This is a genomic window from Microcoleus sp. B3-D2 (genome assembly GCF_036705345.1).
In the GTDB taxonomy this organism is placed as follows: Bacteria; Cyanobacteriota; Cyanobacteriia; order Cyanobacteriales; family Microcoleaceae; genus Microcoleus.
Genome location: NZ_JAUBUG010000001.1, coordinates 99,931 through 117,490 on the forward strand (window position 1 = coordinate 99,931; position 17,560 = coordinate 117,490).

General features: G+C 46.5%; 15 protein-coding genes. 9 read left to right on the top strand and 6 right to left on the bottom strand.

Going from position 1 to position 17,560, the window contains the following annotated elements; all coding sequences use genetic code 11:
• Positions 1-589: 589 nt before the first annotated feature.
• Genes QUB14_RS00420 through QUB14_RS00430 form a run of 3 tightly spaced genes read right to left on the bottom strand, consistent with a single transcriptional unit; the run spans position 590 to position 1,666 of the window.
• On the bottom strand, positions 590-1,015 hold the full coding sequence (locus tag QUB14_RS00420) for a hypothetical protein (protein ID WP_333213754.1): 426 nt from the start codon (positions 1,013-1,015) through the stop codon (positions 590-592).
• Positions 972-1,100: a hypothetical protein gene (locus QUB14_RS00425; protein WP_333213752.1), complete on the bottom strand. Its 129-nt coding sequence runs from the start codon at positions 1,098-1,100 to the stop codon at positions 972-974. The genes QUB14_RS00420 and QUB14_RS00425 overlap by 44 nt, the downstream gene beginning before the upstream one ends.
• Positions 1,101-1,114: 14 nt before the next feature.
• Positions 1,115-1,666, bottom strand: coding sequence for a peroxiredoxin (locus tag QUB14_RS00430; protein WP_333213750.1), 552 nt, complete (start codon positions 1,664-1,666; stop codon positions 1,115-1,117).
• A gap of 120 nt (positions 1,667-1,786) precedes the next feature.
• On the opposite strand from QUB14_RS00430, the gene QUB14_RS00435 reads away from it, so the two are divergent.
• The gene (locus QUB14_RS00435; protein WP_333213748.1) at positions 1,787-3,127 is read left to right on the top strand and encodes a peptidylprolyl isomerase; all 1,341 of its coding nucleotides are present in this window, start codon (positions 1,787-1,789) and stop codon (positions 3,125-3,127) included.
• Between the two features lie 109 nt (positions 3,128-3,236).
• Here the strand turns inward: QUB14_RS00435 and QUB14_RS00440 are convergent, their stop codons facing one another.
• Positions 3,237-3,950 (bottom strand): tetratricopeptide repeat protein, encoded by a 714-nt coding sequence (locus QUB14_RS00440; RefSeq protein ID WP_333213746.1) that lies wholly within the window; start codon positions 3,948-3,950, stop codon positions 3,237-3,239.
• Between the two features lie 593 nt (positions 3,951-4,543).
• Here QUB14_RS00440 and QUB14_RS00445 point away from each other — a divergent pair.
• The 5 genes from QUB14_RS00445 (at position 4,544) to QUB14_RS00465 (ending at position 10,216) form a co-directional block, all read left to right on the top strand.
• On the top strand, positions 4,544-5,260 hold the full coding sequence (locus QUB14_RS00445) for a pentapeptide repeat-containing protein (RefSeq protein ID WP_333213744.1): 717 nt from the start codon (positions 4,544-4,546) through the stop codon (positions 5,258-5,260).
• A 113-nt stretch (positions 5,261-5,373) separates the two neighbouring features.
• Positions 5,374-5,616, top strand: a complete 243-nt coding sequence (locus QUB14_RS00450) for a hypothetical protein (protein WP_333213742.1) — start codon at positions 5,374-5,376, stop codon at positions 5,614-5,616.
• A gap of 300 nt (positions 5,617-5,916) precedes the next feature.
• Complete coding sequence (locus QUB14_RS00455; protein WP_445251798.1) at positions 5,917-6,648, top strand: cytochrome c biogenesis protein CcdA; 732 nt, start codon at positions 5,917-5,919, stop codon at positions 6,646-6,648.
• A gap of 278 nt (positions 6,649-6,926) precedes the next feature.
• The gene (locus tag QUB14_RS00460; RefSeq protein ID WP_333213740.1) at positions 6,927-8,339 is read left to right on the top strand and encodes a cytochrome c biogenesis protein; all 1,413 of its coding nucleotides are present in this window, start codon (positions 6,927-6,929) and stop codon (positions 8,337-8,339) included.
• 410 nt (positions 8,340-8,749) lie between these two features.
• On the top strand, positions 8,750-10,216 hold the full coding sequence (locus QUB14_RS00465) for a TerB family tellurite resistance protein (protein ID WP_333213738.1): 1,467 nt from the start codon (positions 8,750-8,752) through the stop codon (positions 10,214-10,216).
• 126 nt (positions 10,217-10,342) lie between these two features.
• Here QUB14_RS00465 and queF read toward each other — a convergent pair whose 3' ends face one another.
• Positions 10,343-10,762: a preQ(1) synthase gene (gene queF, locus QUB14_RS00470; RefSeq protein WP_006633986.1), complete on the bottom strand. Its 420-nt coding sequence runs from the start codon at positions 10,760-10,762 to the stop codon at positions 10,343-10,345.
• 148 nt (positions 10,763-10,910) lie between these two features.
• Here queF and QUB14_RS00475 point away from each other — a divergent pair, with 148 nt between their 5' ends.
• Complete coding sequence (locus QUB14_RS00475; protein WP_333213736.1) at positions 10,911-11,507, top strand: hypothetical protein; 597 nt, start codon at positions 10,911-10,913, stop codon at positions 11,505-11,507.
• An 84-nt stretch (positions 11,508-11,591) separates the two neighbouring features.
• Here the strand turns inward: QUB14_RS00475 and speD are convergent, their stop codons facing one another.
• Entirely contained in the window at positions 11,592-12,014 is a 423-nt protein-coding gene (gene speD / locus QUB14_RS00480) for an adenosylmethionine decarboxylase (RefSeq protein WP_006633984.1), read from the bottom strand.
• A 322-nt stretch (positions 12,015-12,336) separates the two neighbouring features.
• On the opposite strand from speD, the gene QUB14_RS00485 reads away from it, so the two are divergent.
• Both QUB14_RS00485 and QUB14_RS00490 read left to right on the top strand, forming a co-directional pair.
• Positions 12,337-12,486, top strand: coding sequence for a hypothetical protein (locus QUB14_RS00485; protein WP_333213734.1), 150 nt, complete (start codon positions 12,337-12,339; stop codon positions 12,484-12,486).
• A 69-nt stretch (positions 12,487-12,555) separates the two neighbouring features.
• Positions 12,556-17,460 carry an ATP-binding protein gene (locus QUB14_RS00490; protein ID WP_445251801.1) on the top strand — a complete coding sequence of 1,635 codons (4,905 nt, stop codon included), beginning with the start codon at positions 12,556-12,558 and terminating at the stop codon, positions 17,458-17,460.
• Positions 17,461-17,560: the final 100 nt, after the last annotated feature.

A 17,560-nucleotide genomic window follows, 5' to 3' on the forward strand; every position in this document is an offset into this window, starting at 1 on the left:
ACTGACATCATAGGCAGCACAGCGTCTGCGATCGAACTTTTGTCCCAGAGATAATTGTTCAAGGTTTTAGAGGTTTGCTCCGGCTCCAGGCAGAACAGGTTGTGAATACCAGACGAGGGCACGTCTGTATCAACTAGGCCGACTCAATGACATTGCAGGGCTACCGTAGTTGCTAAGTTACCAGTAAATTTAGATTTACCTGTACCGCGTCGATAGGAGTGTATCGAAACAACTTTTGGCATAATTTGTTAGTTAATAATGCGATGGGGATTTTCCCAAACAATACTCACATAAAATTAGATAATACATTTTCGCCCTAATCTCACGATATTGTCAATAAAGACTCCAATGACAATTAAAGAGACATGAGTGCGGGCGCCTAGGTTAGCGACCTATCTAGAAGAAAAAACAGGAATTCGACTAAGTGGAGAGCAAGTTTGGAGAATATTAATCAAAAACCGGGCTTGGCAAATTACCGAGAGCGATCGCTATAATATCCAGACCAGATAAATTAGCGCTCGCCAGAATATAGAACAGTCCCAAAATTTCTATCAAGAGCCACGATAAAGATTAATTAAATCCTTAAATCTCACCCTATTTTTGCTGCTTGAGGATAAGCAAACTGATAGCATAAAACTGCTTTTTTCCAGCTATAAATTCGCGGACATCTGCAATCACTGGTTGTTTGATTTCCTCTGCGGATTGTTGCCAACTTTGACTCACGATCGCACAGAGTCGCTCCAATCCATACTGGGCTATGTCCATGTTCTTGGCTTCTGTAATGCCATCGCTGTAGAGGACAATGCCATCCCCTGGCTGGAGATCGATCGCGAGTGCGATCGCTCAAATCAGTGATATTTCCATCCAGGGCAATGGGCTGTCCTAAATCGATCGTGTCTAGCAGTTCCACCAGCCCTCGGGCCCGGGCGATCGGGGTTTCTTCATGTTGTCCGCTGATGCTGACTTTGCCATCAGTGTAGTTGATTGAGAATTGCCAGCGTAAGGTTGCGGTCAATGTTCATCCGCAGCACGTTCTTGTAGAGGGTGCGATTGCGGGTATGGAGAAAGCGAACGCGATCGGTTTCTCGTATTTCGTCCACTGTGAAACCTCGCATTACCCGTTAGCCTGCAATTCCCCCAAACGAGCCAACACTTCTTTAGAATGAATCGCCGGATTAATCTTCACAAAAGTTTCGCGCAAAATACCTTCAGGGTCAATGATAAAACTGTGTCGCGCGGAGATAAAACTCATCCAAGAACCGTAAGCTTTACTCACTTTACCATCAGTATCAGCTAACAGGGGAAACTTCAAACCTTCCGAATCGCAAAATTCCGCGTGGGAGTTGACATCATCAGCGCTAATACCAATAATTTGAGTATTTTTTGCCAAGTATTTCGGCAAGTCTTCCTGAAATCTCCGTGCTTCGATCGTACAACCAGATGTAAAGTCTTTCGGATAAAAATAGACTACCAGCCACTTACCGCGATAATCGGACAGGGACACTTGTCCGTCGCCGCTGTTTGTCGGCAAACTAAAATCCGGTGCCGCTTCATTCACCGCCGGAAGCTTGCCACCGAGGGCTAATGCAGGTGTGGCAAAATTGAAACTTAGAACAACTAGACAAATTGCCAATAAAGTGCTAAAAAACTTGCGACGGGACATCATAAATTTTAGAAGTAGAACTGTACTTAAGACAAGTTTACAGTTTTCTGATTAAATGGGTAAGGGCAATTCGCGGATTGCTTCTAAAACCCAAAGATCACTCACTCAAATAGCAATTTACCCATGAGCGCTGCACTCCCGTTAACAGGCAAAGCTATAGTAGTCCAGGTAATTAACGGTCAACCCGTTGCGATCGAAGTCGATGGCACTAATGCCCCGATTACTGGAGGAAATTTTGTTGACTTAGTTGAACGCGGCATTTATGACGGGGTGATGTTTCACCGAGTTGTGCGCCAGCCAGAGCCTTTTGTGGTGCAAGGAGGCGATCCGCGCAGCAGAGATTCTACAATTCCAGCAAGTCAATTGGGAACGGGTAGTTTTATTGACCCGGATACCAATCAGGCGCGTTTTATTCCTTTGGAAATTAAGCCGCAAGGGGCCGCGCAACCTGTTTACAACCAAGTTGTAACCCAGACGCCGCAGTTGCAGCACACTCGCGGGGCTGTGGCAATGGCTCGTTCTAATGCTTTGAATTCGGCTTCTTCGCAGTTTTATTTTGCTTTGGATGATTTGCCATTTTTGGATGGTAATTATGCTGTTTTTGGCAATGTTATTCAAGGTTTTGAAACGGTGAATGCGGTGCAGCAGGGCGATCGCATTTCGAGTGCAAAAGTCGTTGACGGAATCGTCCCCAGTCGGGTTTCTAGCATCATTACCGATGTTGAGTTCCTCAACGATTCCATTAACCTTACCAATTTGGCAAATCTGCCTTTGCGACCCCTCAGATTGGCCAACACCCCGAACAACTATCAAGTCACTCCCCAAGACTATGAGCAAAATCCCGGCGGTGTAGTGGGAGGTAGCGCAAACGATCGCATCCTCGGTGAAGCCACGTATGGTGATGGAATTAACGGCAGCCAAGGCAACGATACCCTCACGGGCGAAGAAGGCGACGACTTTCTCAGAGGCGGCAAAGGTAACGACTCCATTAGCGGCGGTGTTGACGACGATATTATCAACGGAAATCTCGGCGACGATAATCTCAATGGCGATGCTGGTGACGACTTTTTGCGAGGCGGCAGAGGAAAGGATGTTTTAATCGGCGGCGATGGTAACGATGTTTTAATCGGCGATGTTGACAGCGATACTCTCACTGGTGGCGCAGGTGCAGATACTTTTGTTCGGGTTACGGGTGAAATTCTGGAGTTGGATGGGACGAGCGATATAATTCTTGATTTTAGGCCGGGAGATGGCGATCGTATTGGCTTAACCAGCCCTTTATCCAACACCTCATTCACCCAATCAGGCAGCAACACACTCATTCAATTTGGAGGAGCTACTTTGGCTGTGGTTCAAAATGCCACTCCTGCAGCAGTTCAAAATGCTGCTTTTGAAATTAACTTTTCTTCTGCTTTCCTTGTCGATAGCTTGCCTTCGAGAGACGCCGCCTTGAGTATTGGCTAACTTTAACAAGACTGAGGCAATAATTATAGGTGTAGGGTGCTCTTCGGTGCACCTTACCTGATTATCAATGACCATTTCTCAATTGCCAATTGCCAATTGCCAAATTCTACTAACACCATAGCTTTGTAATTTGAGAAACTGCCTCTTGATAAGAATCCATTCTCCCCTGCAGCTTAAAAAGCCCTGCCGCTTTCTGAAAATCCTCAAATGCTCCCTCAACCTCTCTCAATTTATATCTAGTCAGTCCTCGGTTAAAGTAAGCTTTAGCAAAATCGCGATCGAGGCGAATTGCTGACTCAAAATCAGCTAGTGCTGCCAGGGAATTCTCCATTTGCAGGCGGATAGCACCTCGGTTAAAGTAAGATTGAGCTACATTAGGGTTGAGCAGCAGTGCCGAGGTGTAATCTGCGATCGCCGCTGTATAATGTTTTAAACGAGTCAGCATAAACCCCCGATTGCTGTAATACTTGGCTCGGTAAGGATTGAGTTGGATGGCTGTAGTTAAATCTTCAAGCGCAGATTGTTTGTAGCCTAATTTGTAGCGAGCCACACCGCGATCGTTGTAAGCGGAGGCGAATTGCGGATTAATGTTAATTGTGGCAGTAAAATTTTTAATAGCGCCGTGCAAGTCTTGTTGTTTGAGATTTTTTAAACCCTTAGTGTAAAACTTTTTGGTAATAACTTTTAAATTTGTCTCTTGTCGGGATTCAGCTTGCTCCCCCGGAAATACTTTGCCTGCAATATTAGTGAATCCCAAAGATTCGATCGAATTGAAAATAGTTGTGACAACTAATTGGCTGGGAAGAAGGGGGATAGTAGGCATGGGAGGAGTGGTGTTCAACTGTATGCTCTTATTTTCCTCCATACTTCAGCTACTGACAGTGATATCCGTAGTGTCAGGAACGTGATAAGTTTGATGAGATTTGGTGATGCTGGGGCTTGAGTTGTGTGATGAAAGTTGGGCTTAGTTAGTGATGACGATCGCAATTGTGAAAAAATGCGTCTACAACCCTTTAAATATAAGCTTTTCAGGCGAGCTGGGCGGTTTATTTCTTCCCATATTGAGCAGTTCCTACCGGGATTGTTTGCAGGTATGCCCCTGGGAGAGCGATCGCAACTGCCTGGAGCAAGTATTACTTTGTAGCGATATTGCACTGACAAATCCCGAGCCAACTTGCGGTTATCTTATACCAGGTTTTTAGGAAAAATATTAGTTTGGCAGCGACGCATTTGTGAATCAACCGGGTTTCTAGCTCAAAGCGGGTCTAACACAACCTGAATTAAGTTTGTGGCTGCGCCAACCCTGATTAACCTTTCACTACACTAATATTTTTGAGTAATCTTGCTGAGGGAAGTTGCAAATTATTTGCTATGCTTTGATTAGACATCAATAATTAATGGCGCAAATTAGTGTCAATGAAAAGAGTTATGAGGCTGAAAACTTTCTTCGCTGCGGTGTTGGCTATCGTCCTGTTCACTCTCTACTTAACTCCTCCTGTGATGGCCGCAAATGCGGAGGATTTGAGTCACCTATTAAAAGATAATTGGTGCGTCAGCTTTTTGTGGAAGCAATGCGATTTGAACACTGTAGATTTGCGGGGCGCTAATCTCCAAGAAGCTAATTTGAGCGGGGCTAATTTGAGCGGCGCTAATTTGTCCGGTGCTAACTTAAAAAATGCGGATCTTTCTGACGCCGACCTCACCGGCGCTAATTTAGCAAATGCTGAGATTTTAGGCACGGATCTCAGTCGAGCCAATTTGACAGAAGCTAATTTCAACGGCACGAACTTGTGGGATGCTAATCTGACTTTGGCCAATCTGAGCCGCGCCAATTTACAAGATGCTAATGTCTTAGATTCTCGACTTTGGGGAAGCAATCTTACCCAAGCTAATTTAATGGATGCGACCCTGCACGGTGCTGACTTGCAATATGCTAATTTGGCAGACACTAATTTAACAGGTGCTGACTTGCACAGCTTCTTTTTCCGAGGTTCCAAACAAGTCACAAATTTGAGCAATGCTAATTTAGAAGGCGCTATTTTAACGGGCGCAAATCTCAGAGGTGCGGTGCTGGCAGGGGCAATAATGCCGGACGGGTCTATTAATGAAGAAAGTGGCTTTAATTTAAAGTAGAGTTAAATTAAAGTCTGTTTGAATACTTTCAACGACAGGCTTTTGCGCCGATTTCGCAGTCAATGAATTATCTGGTGCAATAGGCTGCGCCCGTTGCCAACAGCTTGTTGAGGATGCTGTCAAGATATCAATTTAAACCAGGGTGCGATCGACCTTTTAACTCCCAAGCTGCGCCCGTTGCCAACAGCTTGTTGAGGATGCTGTCAAGATATCAATTTAAACCAGGGTGCGATCGACCTTTTAACTCCCAACCAGTAAATATCGCTAAAATCTTAAATCTCAAACCGAACCTGCGCGCATCTGTTACAATTTTCAAGAAAGCCAGAACAGCCCCGAACCTGAAGTCACCTGCCTAGGGATACAAGCCCCCGACAGGAGTCGTGAAGAGCAAAAAAATTAGATATTTAGTTTAAACTCCCAGATTTATCTGTAGAGGCTCTCTAAAATCTAAAATCGACTGTGGAGTCAATCTAAAATCTAAAATCTAAAATCTAAAATCGATCGACTGTGGAGAGCAAAAAAATTATATATTTAGTTGAAACTCCCAGATTCATCTGTAGAGTCAATCTAAAATCTAAAATCGCTCGACTGTAGAGTCAATCTAAAATCTAAAATCTAAAATCTAAAATCTAAAATCTAAAATCTAAAATCGACTGATGGAAACCCTGCAAACCCAACTTTACGAAATCGCACAATTTGCTAATAATTTAGTAAATACTCAACTGACAAACCTCAGTTTAGTCAGCGTCGGAGTCATCTTTCTGGCAGGGTTGCTAACGAGCTTAACGCCCTGTATGCTTTCAATGTTGCCGATCACGATCGGCTACATCGGTGGATACGAAGCAAAAAGTCGCCTGCAAGCCGCAGCCCAGTCTGCGTGGTTTTCCCTGGGATTAGCCACCACCCTTGCGGGTTTAGGTATTGTAGCATCATTGGCCGGACAAGTTTACGGCAAAATTGGCCTGGGTTTGCCGATTCTTGTCAGCATTATTGCTATTCTAATGGGGCTGAATTTACTCGAAGCTTTACCCTTACAAATGCCGTCTTTCGACGCTGTGGGGTGGGTGCCGAAAGATTTGCCGGCGGGGGTGCGATCGTACTTATTGGGCTTAACTTTTGGTTTAGTAGCGTCTCCCTGCAGCACTCCGGTTTTAGCTACACTCTTAGCTTGGGTTTCCAAAACGGGGGATACAGTTTTAGGTGGTGTGTTGCTGCTGTTTTACGCTGCTGGCTACGTCGCTCCGCTGATTATAGCAGGTACTTTTACTGCTAGCATTAAAAAGTTGTTAGAATTACGTCGGTGGTCGAGTTGGATTACGCCTGTTAGCGGTGTTTTGCTAGTAGGATTTGGCGTTTTCTCTCTGCTTTCCCGCATCCTTCCCGCTTAAGTTTAGTAGTAAGGACTTCAGTCTTTATTTAAAGATATAGCAATCTCTACTGAATGCGTGAATTAAGTTTTTTTTAACGAACCGCGAAGACGCGAAGAACACGAAGGAAGAAAGAAAAGAGAAAGAATTCAAAATTGATTGAGACTTGCTCGATAAAAATAATAATATTTTATTTTATTCATGTTTTGTTGTTCCCTCCTCTTTCTTCCTTCTTCCCTCTTCCCTCTTCCTTCTTCCTTCTTCCCTCTTCCCTCTTCCTTCTTCCTTCATAATTACCAATGACATCAAAAGAAGTATTTCTATCTAAACTATCAAACTGGGCGACTGCCCCTCAAAGGTTTTTCAAGCGAGAAATCTTGCCGGTGCTAGCAGATTTGCGGCTGGCAATTATCTTGCTGCTGACGATCGCATTTTTCAGCATTTCCGGCACTGTCATCGAACAAGGCCAATCAGTACCCTTTTACCAATCTAACTATCCAGAACACCCCGCTTTGTTCGGCTTCCTAACTTGGAAAGTTGTGCTAATTGCAGGACTTGACCACGTATACCGCACTTGGTGGTTTTTGTCCATCCTAATTTTGTTCGGCAGCAGCTTAACAGCTTGCACATTTACCCGACAATTTCCCGCATTAAAAGCCGCCCGCCGCTGGAAATTTTATGAAGAACCAAAACAGTTTGAAAAATTAGCTCTCAGTGCGGAATTAGAAACAGTTGCTTTAAGTTCCTTAGAACCACTTTTGCAGCAAAAAAACTACCGCATATTTCGAGAAGGCGAAAAAGTTTATGCTCGCAAGGGAATAATTGGCAAGGTCGGCCCGATTATTGTTCACGCCAGTATGCTAATTATTTTAGCTGGGTCGATATGGGGCGCAATGACGGGATTTCTAGGTCAAGAAATTGTTCCCAGCGGCGAAACATTTCAGGTACAGAATATCCTGGATGCGGGGCCTTGGGCCGGGCCGCAAATACCGAAGGATTGGTCGATGCGAGTTAATCGGTTCTGGATTGATTATACTCCCGAAGGCGGAATCGACCAATTTTACTCTGACCTGTCAGTTTTGGACAAAACAGGCCAAGAGGTCGATCGCAAAACCATTCACGTTAACGAGCCCCTCAGATACCGGGGAGTCACATTTTATCAAGCAGATTGGGCAATAGCCGCCGTGCGAGTTCGCCTCAACAAAAGCCCGGTTTTACAATTGCCAATGGCTCAGCTAGACACCCAAGGTCAAGGCCGGATTTGGGGTGCTTGGATTCCAACAAAACCTGATTTGAGTGCGGGAGTTTCTCTGCTAGCAAAAGACTTGCAAGGAACGATGTTAGTGTACGGTACGGATGGCAAATTGTTAACTACAGTTCGCGCAGGCACGGCGGTAGAAGTTAACGGAGTGATGCTGACAATTGACGAAGTTGTAGGCAGTACGGGATTGCAAATTAAAGCCGATCCGGGCATTCCGATCGTTTATACTGGCTTCGGGTTGCTGATGCTGAGCGTGCTGATGAGCTATCTGTCTCACTCGCAGATTTGGGCTTTGGAAAAGGACGGCAAACTATACGTCGGGGGGCGTACTAATCGCGCTCAGGTGACTTTTGAAAGAGAAGTTGTGGAGATTTTGGACAAGTTGGCAGAATCGAAAAAAGAGGAAGAAAAGAGCGAAATAGCGCCGACTTCTCTAGCTAGTCAAAATTAATTTTATGGTGGGCATTGCCCACCATTGATGTCAACAACCAGGTAAAAGGTAGTATCAGTCTTCTATCTGAGTCACAATCCCCTCGATCTCTCCTCGCCCCTTAAAAAGGGGGAAGAGCATTCAAAGTCACGCCCTACTCCCTTTTTAAGGGGATTTAGGGAGATAGAGACTCGACTACAAGCGACCTTCATTATGGGTTTGAGCCTGGTTGGTGACACGAATGCAATAGATTTTATATCGGAAAATAAGTGAATTTACGTAAATTATGGTACTGCTAATCAGGTAATTTTTAATAAAAGTCAGTGACTATACAATTGTAAATCTTCACAACAAGAGATATCATCTACCAATAGTTATTTAAATTTTAAAAAACTCAATAACTATGGATCAACTTATCCTGGTATTTTTTTATGCCAATTATCGTTCCTTTTGTCCTTCAAACAGTTTTACCTATACTCAGTGCGCTTTTCGCTCTTTTGATTCCTGTACTGGCTCCTGTTATCAAGTTCGCTCTGACTCGCATTCCCAAAATTCCCTCATATATTCGGCTCCTCAAAATTTTGTATTCAGATATTGACTCATCTGCCAAAGAGCGAAAAATTATTACTGTTGGACTACTGGTAATTAGTAGCATTGTGACTTTCATGGCTTATTCCGTTATACCTTGGACGGGTGTACCCCTGATCGGTGCTATTACCAGTCCCATTGCTGGCGCTATTGCTCTTGTGGTGGCACTGGCACTTTTAGATATGATTTTTGACATGAATAAAGGCTATTACTTAGAGCGACTAAGAGGAAAAGGTTTTGCTGGATTAAATGACATAGAAACCGATATTAAAGATTTAAAAGATATTTTTGGCCAATCCTGGAAGAAAGTTAAATCTACTATTAACGAGGCCAGCCAGAAAATTTATGAAGAGGGCTGTAAGCGTGGCATCAACTTTAGTGATAAATCTTATCAAAGCTATATCGATCGTGAATTAGAAGGATTGAATTTATATGTTGGTAAAAATTCAGTTGCAGAGTATGAAGGTATAAGTGCCGACTTATTAAAGCAAAATAAGGGGCAAGATTGGACAAAAGATGCTTTTGCACTAGGGACAGGTGCAACTGTAGGGGCTTTGGCTGGTGTTGGCGCTTCAGCAGTTGCGACCTCAGTATTTGCGCCGGCTAGTATTTGGACAACAATCCACAGCATTCCTTTGATTGGGGGCTTGGTGGGGAGTTCAACGGGTATTGTTGTCAGTGCAGGGTACTACTCATTACTAACATTTGCTGCTCCTGTTGGACTGGGAGTATTAGCAACTGTCGGGATTTACAGCGGTCTGAAGGGGTGGGAAAATCAAGAAGAAGCTGCCAAGATGAGCAAGTTTTTATCAGAGATAATTATGGCTGCTTTACCAATAGCTTGGATTGACGGTAAATTAGATGACAAGGAGAAAGATAGTATAGATAGATTGATGACTACTTCCGGTATGAGAAAGGAAGAGCGAGATTTGGTTCGGAAAGCCATAGAACAACGGCATAGTTTTGATGAAATCATGGAAACGAGTATTCTTTTTGATGAAGAACATCGGGAAAAAAGTTGTAGTCAAAGCAATAAAGAGCGACTAAAGCATCGCCTAATATTATGTACAGCTTGGGAGATTGCCGTTGCTGATGGCAAAATTGATTGGTCAGAATTGAATCTTCATAACCGGATGGCAGATAAGCTAGGTATTTGTCTGGAGGAGGTGAAAGAAATCCGGCGGGCTATAAACCTCAAGCATCAGCAAGAGCTTTGGCTGACGAAAGCCTTAGAACCAAAGGGTTCAAAGACTAAGTTATTGAGCGTCCGCGAACAATACCGCCTCCAACCAGCAGCGGATAATCTTTAGTCTTTGATAACAATTTATCTCGTTAAGTGAGCAAGGGCTAAAAAAACAGAATACTCAGATACCCGACTTCTTAAAGAAGTCGGGTATCTAACACCCCTGATAACGCACATTTAAAGGCTGAGCCTTCTACTTCTGATGCGACACCTCAATCACGGTGTGGACGTTCCCCCGCGGCGAAAAATCGCCCTTAATCGTCGCTTCCAGCGGCGCGCAAGCCGCCACAAAATCGTCTAAAATTTGATTGATCGATTCTTCGTGAGAAATGTAGCGATCGCGATAACTATTAACGTACAGTTTCAGCGCCTTTAACTCTACCACCCGCTCGTCGGGCACATAAGTAACGTGAATTGTCGCAAAATCTGGATAGCCAGAAAATGGACACTTGCAAGTAAACTCCGGCAAAGTAATGTTAATCGAGTAGCGCCGCCCGACTCGCGGATTCGGGAAAGTAATTAACTCGCCTTCCAAAATCTGGCGTTCGCCGTATTTCATTTCCTCGGTGCTTGACTTTTGCGACATAGTTTGTTCCGGTGCGTAGTTGTTCATAGCGATTGACTAAAAACTTGTAACATTAAATTAAATTTACGTTCAATATATGTAACAAATATCTTGACGAATTGTGTTGCGATCGATCTAATTGCAAATACTCTCAGGCTAAACTAAAACAAGTTCACCCTCGCCATCTACAATAATTATGCAAAATACTACCTTATCTGACAATACTTCCCCTGAAAACTCAAATAGTTACTCTCCATCGGTACCGATTTCCCTCTATCGAGAAGTCACGGCAGAGCTGCAAGCAGCCCAAGCGATGGTGGACTCCCTCAAAACCCACAATCAGCAATTAGTCCAACAAAATCAACAACTGCGGCGAGAAGTAGAAACAGTAGTTCAAGTATCCCAACAGTTACAGCAAGTAGTCAACTCGGCTCAGAGCGTCACCCAGACAGGGATGCCTCAAATGCCGTCAGTCAAATTCAATTTCAGCGTTCAACCTCCGCCCCCACCACCTCCAACCTCGCAGACTAATTCTGCCGTACCTCAACCACCTCAGACAGTGGCTTTCCCTTTCCCACTACCGGAACCGGAGCCAACACCCGCCTCGATACCGCAGCCACTTCCCGAAAAATTATTTACAGAGGTGTCGGAAACTCCTTACCGTGTCCGACCTCAACTCAAAAAAACCTCAGACTTAAGTGGATTGTGGTTGGCGAGCGCGATTTTTCTGATTGTGATTGCAGCTTTCGGTGCAGGTTATTTAGTTGTTCGCCCTTTATTAATGAAAAAGTAAATTCCAACAAGAATCCCACGACTCCAGCCGTGGGATTTTAAACAAAACCTAGCATAAATTGTTCAAAGTTACGCTAATTGGCCATCATCCTCTGGCGGCACTCGTTTCTACTGAACGAGGGGCATACTGCTCTTCACAAGCAGAACCTACGATTCCCACCCCTGGCTCGAAACCGCGCGTGAACTCAGTGAGTTTTACCTGTTTAGCTTCCAAAGCGGTCTGTAGCACCTTCATGGCTCGGTGAGGGTCGCCGGCTCCGCAGAAAAATAAGTCTGCAGCAAAATAACCGTGTTCAGGCCAAGTATGGATTGCTATATGAGACTCTGCCAAAGTAGCAGTAGCTGTCACTCCGTGAGGACTAAACTGGTGTACGCACAAATCGATGAGAGTAGCTCCTCCGGCTTCGATCGCATCGAGAATAGCGCGGCGGATACGTTCAGGATCGTTAAGCAAGTCTCCAGGAGACTGCCAAGCATCAGCGACCAGATGGGTTCCCAATTGTTTCATTCTGCGGGGTTTTACCTCTATTGATGTTAAGTCTCAAACCTTTTAACGTTAGCACGATGTCAAAAATTGTGCAAGTATGTTTCACAAAGAAAAATGAAGATTAGGAGAAATACCCACCACCAAGCGCTGGCTTTATGGTGGGGTCAAACTGTCTCACAGGCAGATGCCACTCACTAATGGAATTCGTATTATTTCAGTGCTGCCTTGTTCTTCTCAAACCACCTTTTTTGATTCAAGCGATCTCTGGTTTCCATTGGGTAAAAAAACCAAAGCTCGCTCGTTCCGGCTGTGGCCGAATTGATATGATATCCAAATGCCGCAGATGGACGGCTCTGCTCTCATGCGTAAAATTCGCCAACTCCAAGGGCGATCGCCCGGCGGGCAGATTCCGGCCATCGCTCTGGCAGCCTATGCTGGACAAGTTAACCAGCAACCGGCGATCGCCGCTGGGTTTCTGGCATCACCTACCTAAACCCGCCCGGTCAGCCTAGATAATGAAGATCGTTGCCCGTTTGTGTGGGCCCAATGGAAGGACAAGCGCATGATCCGGCAGTCTCAACTCGTTGAACAGATTTTTGCAGGCAATAGCGAGATGGCGATGCTGATGCGATCGCACAACTGGTCGCAAACGCCGCTGGGGGCTGTCGAAACCTGGCCTCAAAGCTTGAAAACCGCGATTCGGATCATCTTAGGCTCTCGCTACCCCATGTTCGTCTGGTGGGGACAGCAGATGACCAAGTTTTATAACGATGCTTACATTCCTATCCTCGGCAAGCGACATCCGCAAGCACTAGGTCAGCCTGCCTCACGGGTATGGGCTGAAATCTGGGACACGCTAGGGCCGCAAGCAGAAGCGGTTTTGAACCAGGGACAATCGACGTGGAATCAAGAATTGCTTCTGGTAATGGAGCGCAACGGGTATACAGAGGAAACCTACTTTACCTTTTCCTACAGTCCGGTGGCGAATGATGATGTTCCAGTGGGGGGCGTTTTCTGCGCCTGTAGCGAGGACACTCAGCGCGTGTTGAGCGATCGCCGCTTGGCAACGTTGCGCGAATTAGCCGCAGAAACAGTCACTGCCAAGACGGTAGAAGCAGCTTGCGAAATTTCCGCCACCGTATTGACCAAGAACGCCTATGACATCCCGTTTGCGCTGTTTTATCTACTCGATGGCGAAAGCGAGATCGCACGACTCGCAGGTACAACAAGGTTAGCAGCCGGAACCCTTGCCTCTTGTGAGGCGATCGAGCTTACATCCGCCCACAAGTGCCAGTGGCAATTGAAGCAAGTCATGGAGACGGGCGAAAGCAGAATCATTGAAGATTTGGAGGCGCAATTTGGACTTTTACCGGGCGGCGCGTGGTCCCAATCTCCTCATCAAGCAGTTGTTCTACCACTAACTCGATCGGGAGAAACCTTCGGGTTTCTGATTGCTGGAGTGAGTCCGCTTAGAACGTTTGATGATGATTACAAAGGTTTTTTTGACTTGATGGCAGGCCAGGTGACAACAGCCATCGCCAACGCCCACGCTTACGAAGAAGAGCGTAAACGTGCCGAAGCATTAGCTGAGTTAGACCGTGCTAAAACCACGTTTTTTAGCAATGTTTCGCACGAATTCCGCACGCCCCTGACCTTAATGCTGTCGCCGTTGGAAGAAACGATCGCGAATCTGGATGGAACAATTCCACCTCAAGAACGCGAACAATTACTACTGGTGCAGCGGAACGGAATCCGGTTGCTCAAACTCGTCAATAGCTTGCTCGATTTCTCGCGCATCGAAGCAGGTCGAGTGGAGGCAGCTTATGAACCTGTAGATTTGGCAACCTATACGGCAGAACTTGCCAGCACTTTTCGCTCGCTGATTGAACGGGCCCGAATGTCGCTAATTGTTGACTGTCCACCCTTGCCCGAAGCGATTTATGTCGATCGCGAAATGTGGGAAAAAATCGTTCTCAATCTATTATCAAATGCCTTTAAGTTTACCTTAGCAGGAACCATTACTGTTCGATTGCAGTGCGTCGAAAATGGGGTTGAATTATCAGTTGCAGATACAGGAGTCGGTATTCCCTCCGAAGAACTACCGCATTTATTTGAGCGATTTCATCGAATCAAAAACTCGCAAGGGCGGAGTTTTGAAGGCTCTGGCATTGGGCTATCGCTAGTGCAAGAACTCGTGAAACTACACAGTGGAAAGCTTGATGTCAGCAGCACTTTTGGGGAGGGAAGTTGCTTTACGGTGACGATTCCCACCGGAACAGCACATCTGCCGCCGGAGCGCATTGGTGCCAGTCGCACGTTAGCATCAACGGCGTTAGGCGCTATGCCCTATGTTGAAGAAGCTCAACGCTGGTTGCCAGAAGGCGATTTTAGATTGCCGATTTTGGATTTTGAATTAGACAATAATCCTACTAACTTAAATCAGGCACCAGCCGATCGGGCCGCTCAATCGAAAATCTTATTAGCAGATGATAACGCTGATATGCGCGATTATATTCGACGACTCCTGAGCGGTTCTTATATTGTTCAAACCGTCGCCGATGGCGTTGCCGCTTTGACCGCTATAAAGAAAAATCCCCCTGATTTGGTATTAACGGATGTGATGATGCCGGGGATGGATGGGTTTGAGTTGTTGCGATCGCTGCGTTCTAATCTCGCAACCCAAGACATTCCCATCATTCTATTATCAGCCCGCGCAGGCGAAGAATCTCGCATCGAAGGACTCGAAGCTGGAGCCGACGACTATCTGATTAAACCGTTCTCGGGGCGCGAACTGCTAGCAAGGGTAGAAGCAAGTTTGAAGCTGGCACGGCTGCGACAGGAAGCAACAGTGCGAGAGCGAACCCTTCTGGGGCGCGTGACCGATGGGTTTATGGCAATGGATCTCGACTTTCGCATTACCTATGCCAACGAAGCGGCACAACGACTGTCGCGAACTCCTTTAGAAGCAATTCTGGGCAAAACGATGTGGGAAGCCTTCCCAGGCACGATCGGCAATCAGTTTGAAATCCAGTATCGCCGATCGCTCAGCGAGCAAATCGCGGTGGACTTTGAGGAATATTATGCCCCGTTTGATTTGTGGGTTGAGGTTCACGTTTATCCTTCCCCGACGGGGCTGTCTTTTTTCTTTCGGGATATCAACGATCGCAAAAAAATTGAGCAGGAACGGGAACGGTTTCTTGCCGTCGCTTCGGATTTGCAAGTGATTACGGGCATAAACGGGTATTTCCACTGGGTAAGCCCCACCTTTGAACGAATCCTCGGCTGGACACCAGAGGAAATGACATCCCGCCCGTGGACTGAGTTTGTCCACCCAGAAGATCTGGACCCCTCCATTGCAGAAAGCGATAGTCTTTTCTCGGGCAACGAAACCTTTAGGTTTGAAAACCGTTACCGACACAAAGACGGTTCCTACCGCTGGTTGCTCTGGAACGCCCAGCCGTACCCAGGCGAGCAAGTGATTTACGGCGCTGCCGTTGACATCACCGATCGCGTGCGCGTCGAAAACGATCGCCAACGGGCGGAAGCAGCCTTGCGTGAAAGCGAGGATCAGAGCCGGAATATTCTGGAGAGTATTGCTGAAGCATTCTTGGCCCTGGATGAGACCTGGCGGTTCACCTACGCCAATCAATTCGCCGAAAAACTGCTCGATCGCACTCCGGGTGATTTGATTGGCAAGAATTTATGGGAAGAATACCCAGGACTGATTGGCAACGAGTTGGAGCCGATCTATAGGAGCGCAATGCGCGATCGCGTGCCTGCATCAATTACGGCGTTTTATCCCGACCACGATCGTTGGTACGAAGTCCGCACCTACCCTGCGGCACAGGGAATCACCGTTTATTTCAGGAATGTCACCGATCGAATTCAAGCGGAAGCAGCCCTGCGCCAATCGGAGGAACGCTATCGAACGCTGTTTGAGTCGATCGATGAAGGCTTTTGCATCATTGAAATGCTGTTTGATGCCAATGACACGCCGATCGATTACCGCTTCTTAGAAACCAATCCGGCGTTCGAGCAACAAACGGGACTTCGACAAGCCGTTGGTAGAACCGTGCGTCAGTTAGTCCCCGATTTTGAAGACCACTGGATTAAGATTTACGCTCAAGTCGCCCTGACAGGTGAAGCTGTTCGGTTGGAGAATGGCTCTGAAGCAATGAACCGTTGGTTCGACGTTTATGCCTGCCGCACCGGGCAGCTAGAAGCGCGAAAAGTTGCCGTCGTGTTCAAAGATATTAGCGATCGCAAGCGCATCGAAGTCGAACGAGAACAAATCCTACAACGAGAACAAACCGCACGGGAAGCCGCCGAAACTGCCAACCGAATTAAAGATGAGTTTTTGGCGGTGCTGTCTCACGAGTTGCGATCGCCGCTCAATCCCATTCTCGGCTGGTCGAAGCTGTTGCAGCAAAGCAAACTTGATGCGGCAAAAACGGCTAGCGCCCTTGCCACGATCGAACGCAACGCGCGACTCCAGTCACAACTGATTGATGACTTGCTCGACATCTCCCGCATTCTGAGCGGCAAACTGAGTTTGAATCGGATGTCCGTTGACTTGAATATGGTGATTTCGGCCGCTTTAGAAACCGTTCGACTAGCCGCCGAAGCTAAGTCACTGCAAATTCAAACAACCTGTTCACCCTCCCAGGGAATGGTAATTGGCGATTCCGGGCGTTTGCAGCAAGTAATCTGGAATCTTTTATCCAATGCCGTGAAATTCACCCCTGAAGGCGGGCAAATTACTGTTAGGTTAACCCAAACTAGAACTCATGCCCAGATTCTTGTCACCGATACTGGAAAAGGCATCAATCCTGAGTTTCTGCCTTATGTGTTTGAGCATTTTCGGCAAGAGGATGGAGCCATAACTCGTAAATTTGGGGGTTTGGGATTGGGGCTGGCGATCGCGCGTCAAATTGTGGAACTGCACGGCGGCAGAATTTGGGTTGAGAGTAGGGGTGAAGGACAGGGAGCCACCTTCACCGTTGAACTTCCGCTCTTGCATACCGCGAATCCGGTTGAAGAAGTTGCCGCTGGGGCTGAAGCTCGATCTGACGAGCTCGATCTGGCAAATCTGCGCGTGCTGGTGGTGGATGATGAACGCGATTCACGCGAGTTTGTGGCGTTTGTAGCGGAACAAGCCGGAGCCAAAGTCACTGCCGTTGGGTCTGCGATCGAGGCGCTGCAACTGCTCTCAACCACACCCTTCGATATCCTCCTGTGCGACATCGGAATGCCAGAGATGGATGGCTATATGCTAGTGCGGCAAGTTAGAACTCTACCACCAGAGCAGGGCGGGCAAATTCCGGCGATCGCCCTGACTGCTTATGCTGGAGACTTTGATCGGAAACAAGCTCTTGCTGCTGGGTTTCAACATCATGTTGCAAAACCTGTCGAAGCGAATGAGTTAGTCAAAGCAATGCTGAAATTGCCTCTGAGACTGCATCGCTGAGTCCGAATTTTAATAGATTGTCTGCGATCGACAATCTATTAAACCCGCCCCCCACAACCGATAACTGGATTCTGACTCCTGACTCCTGAATTCTTTATTG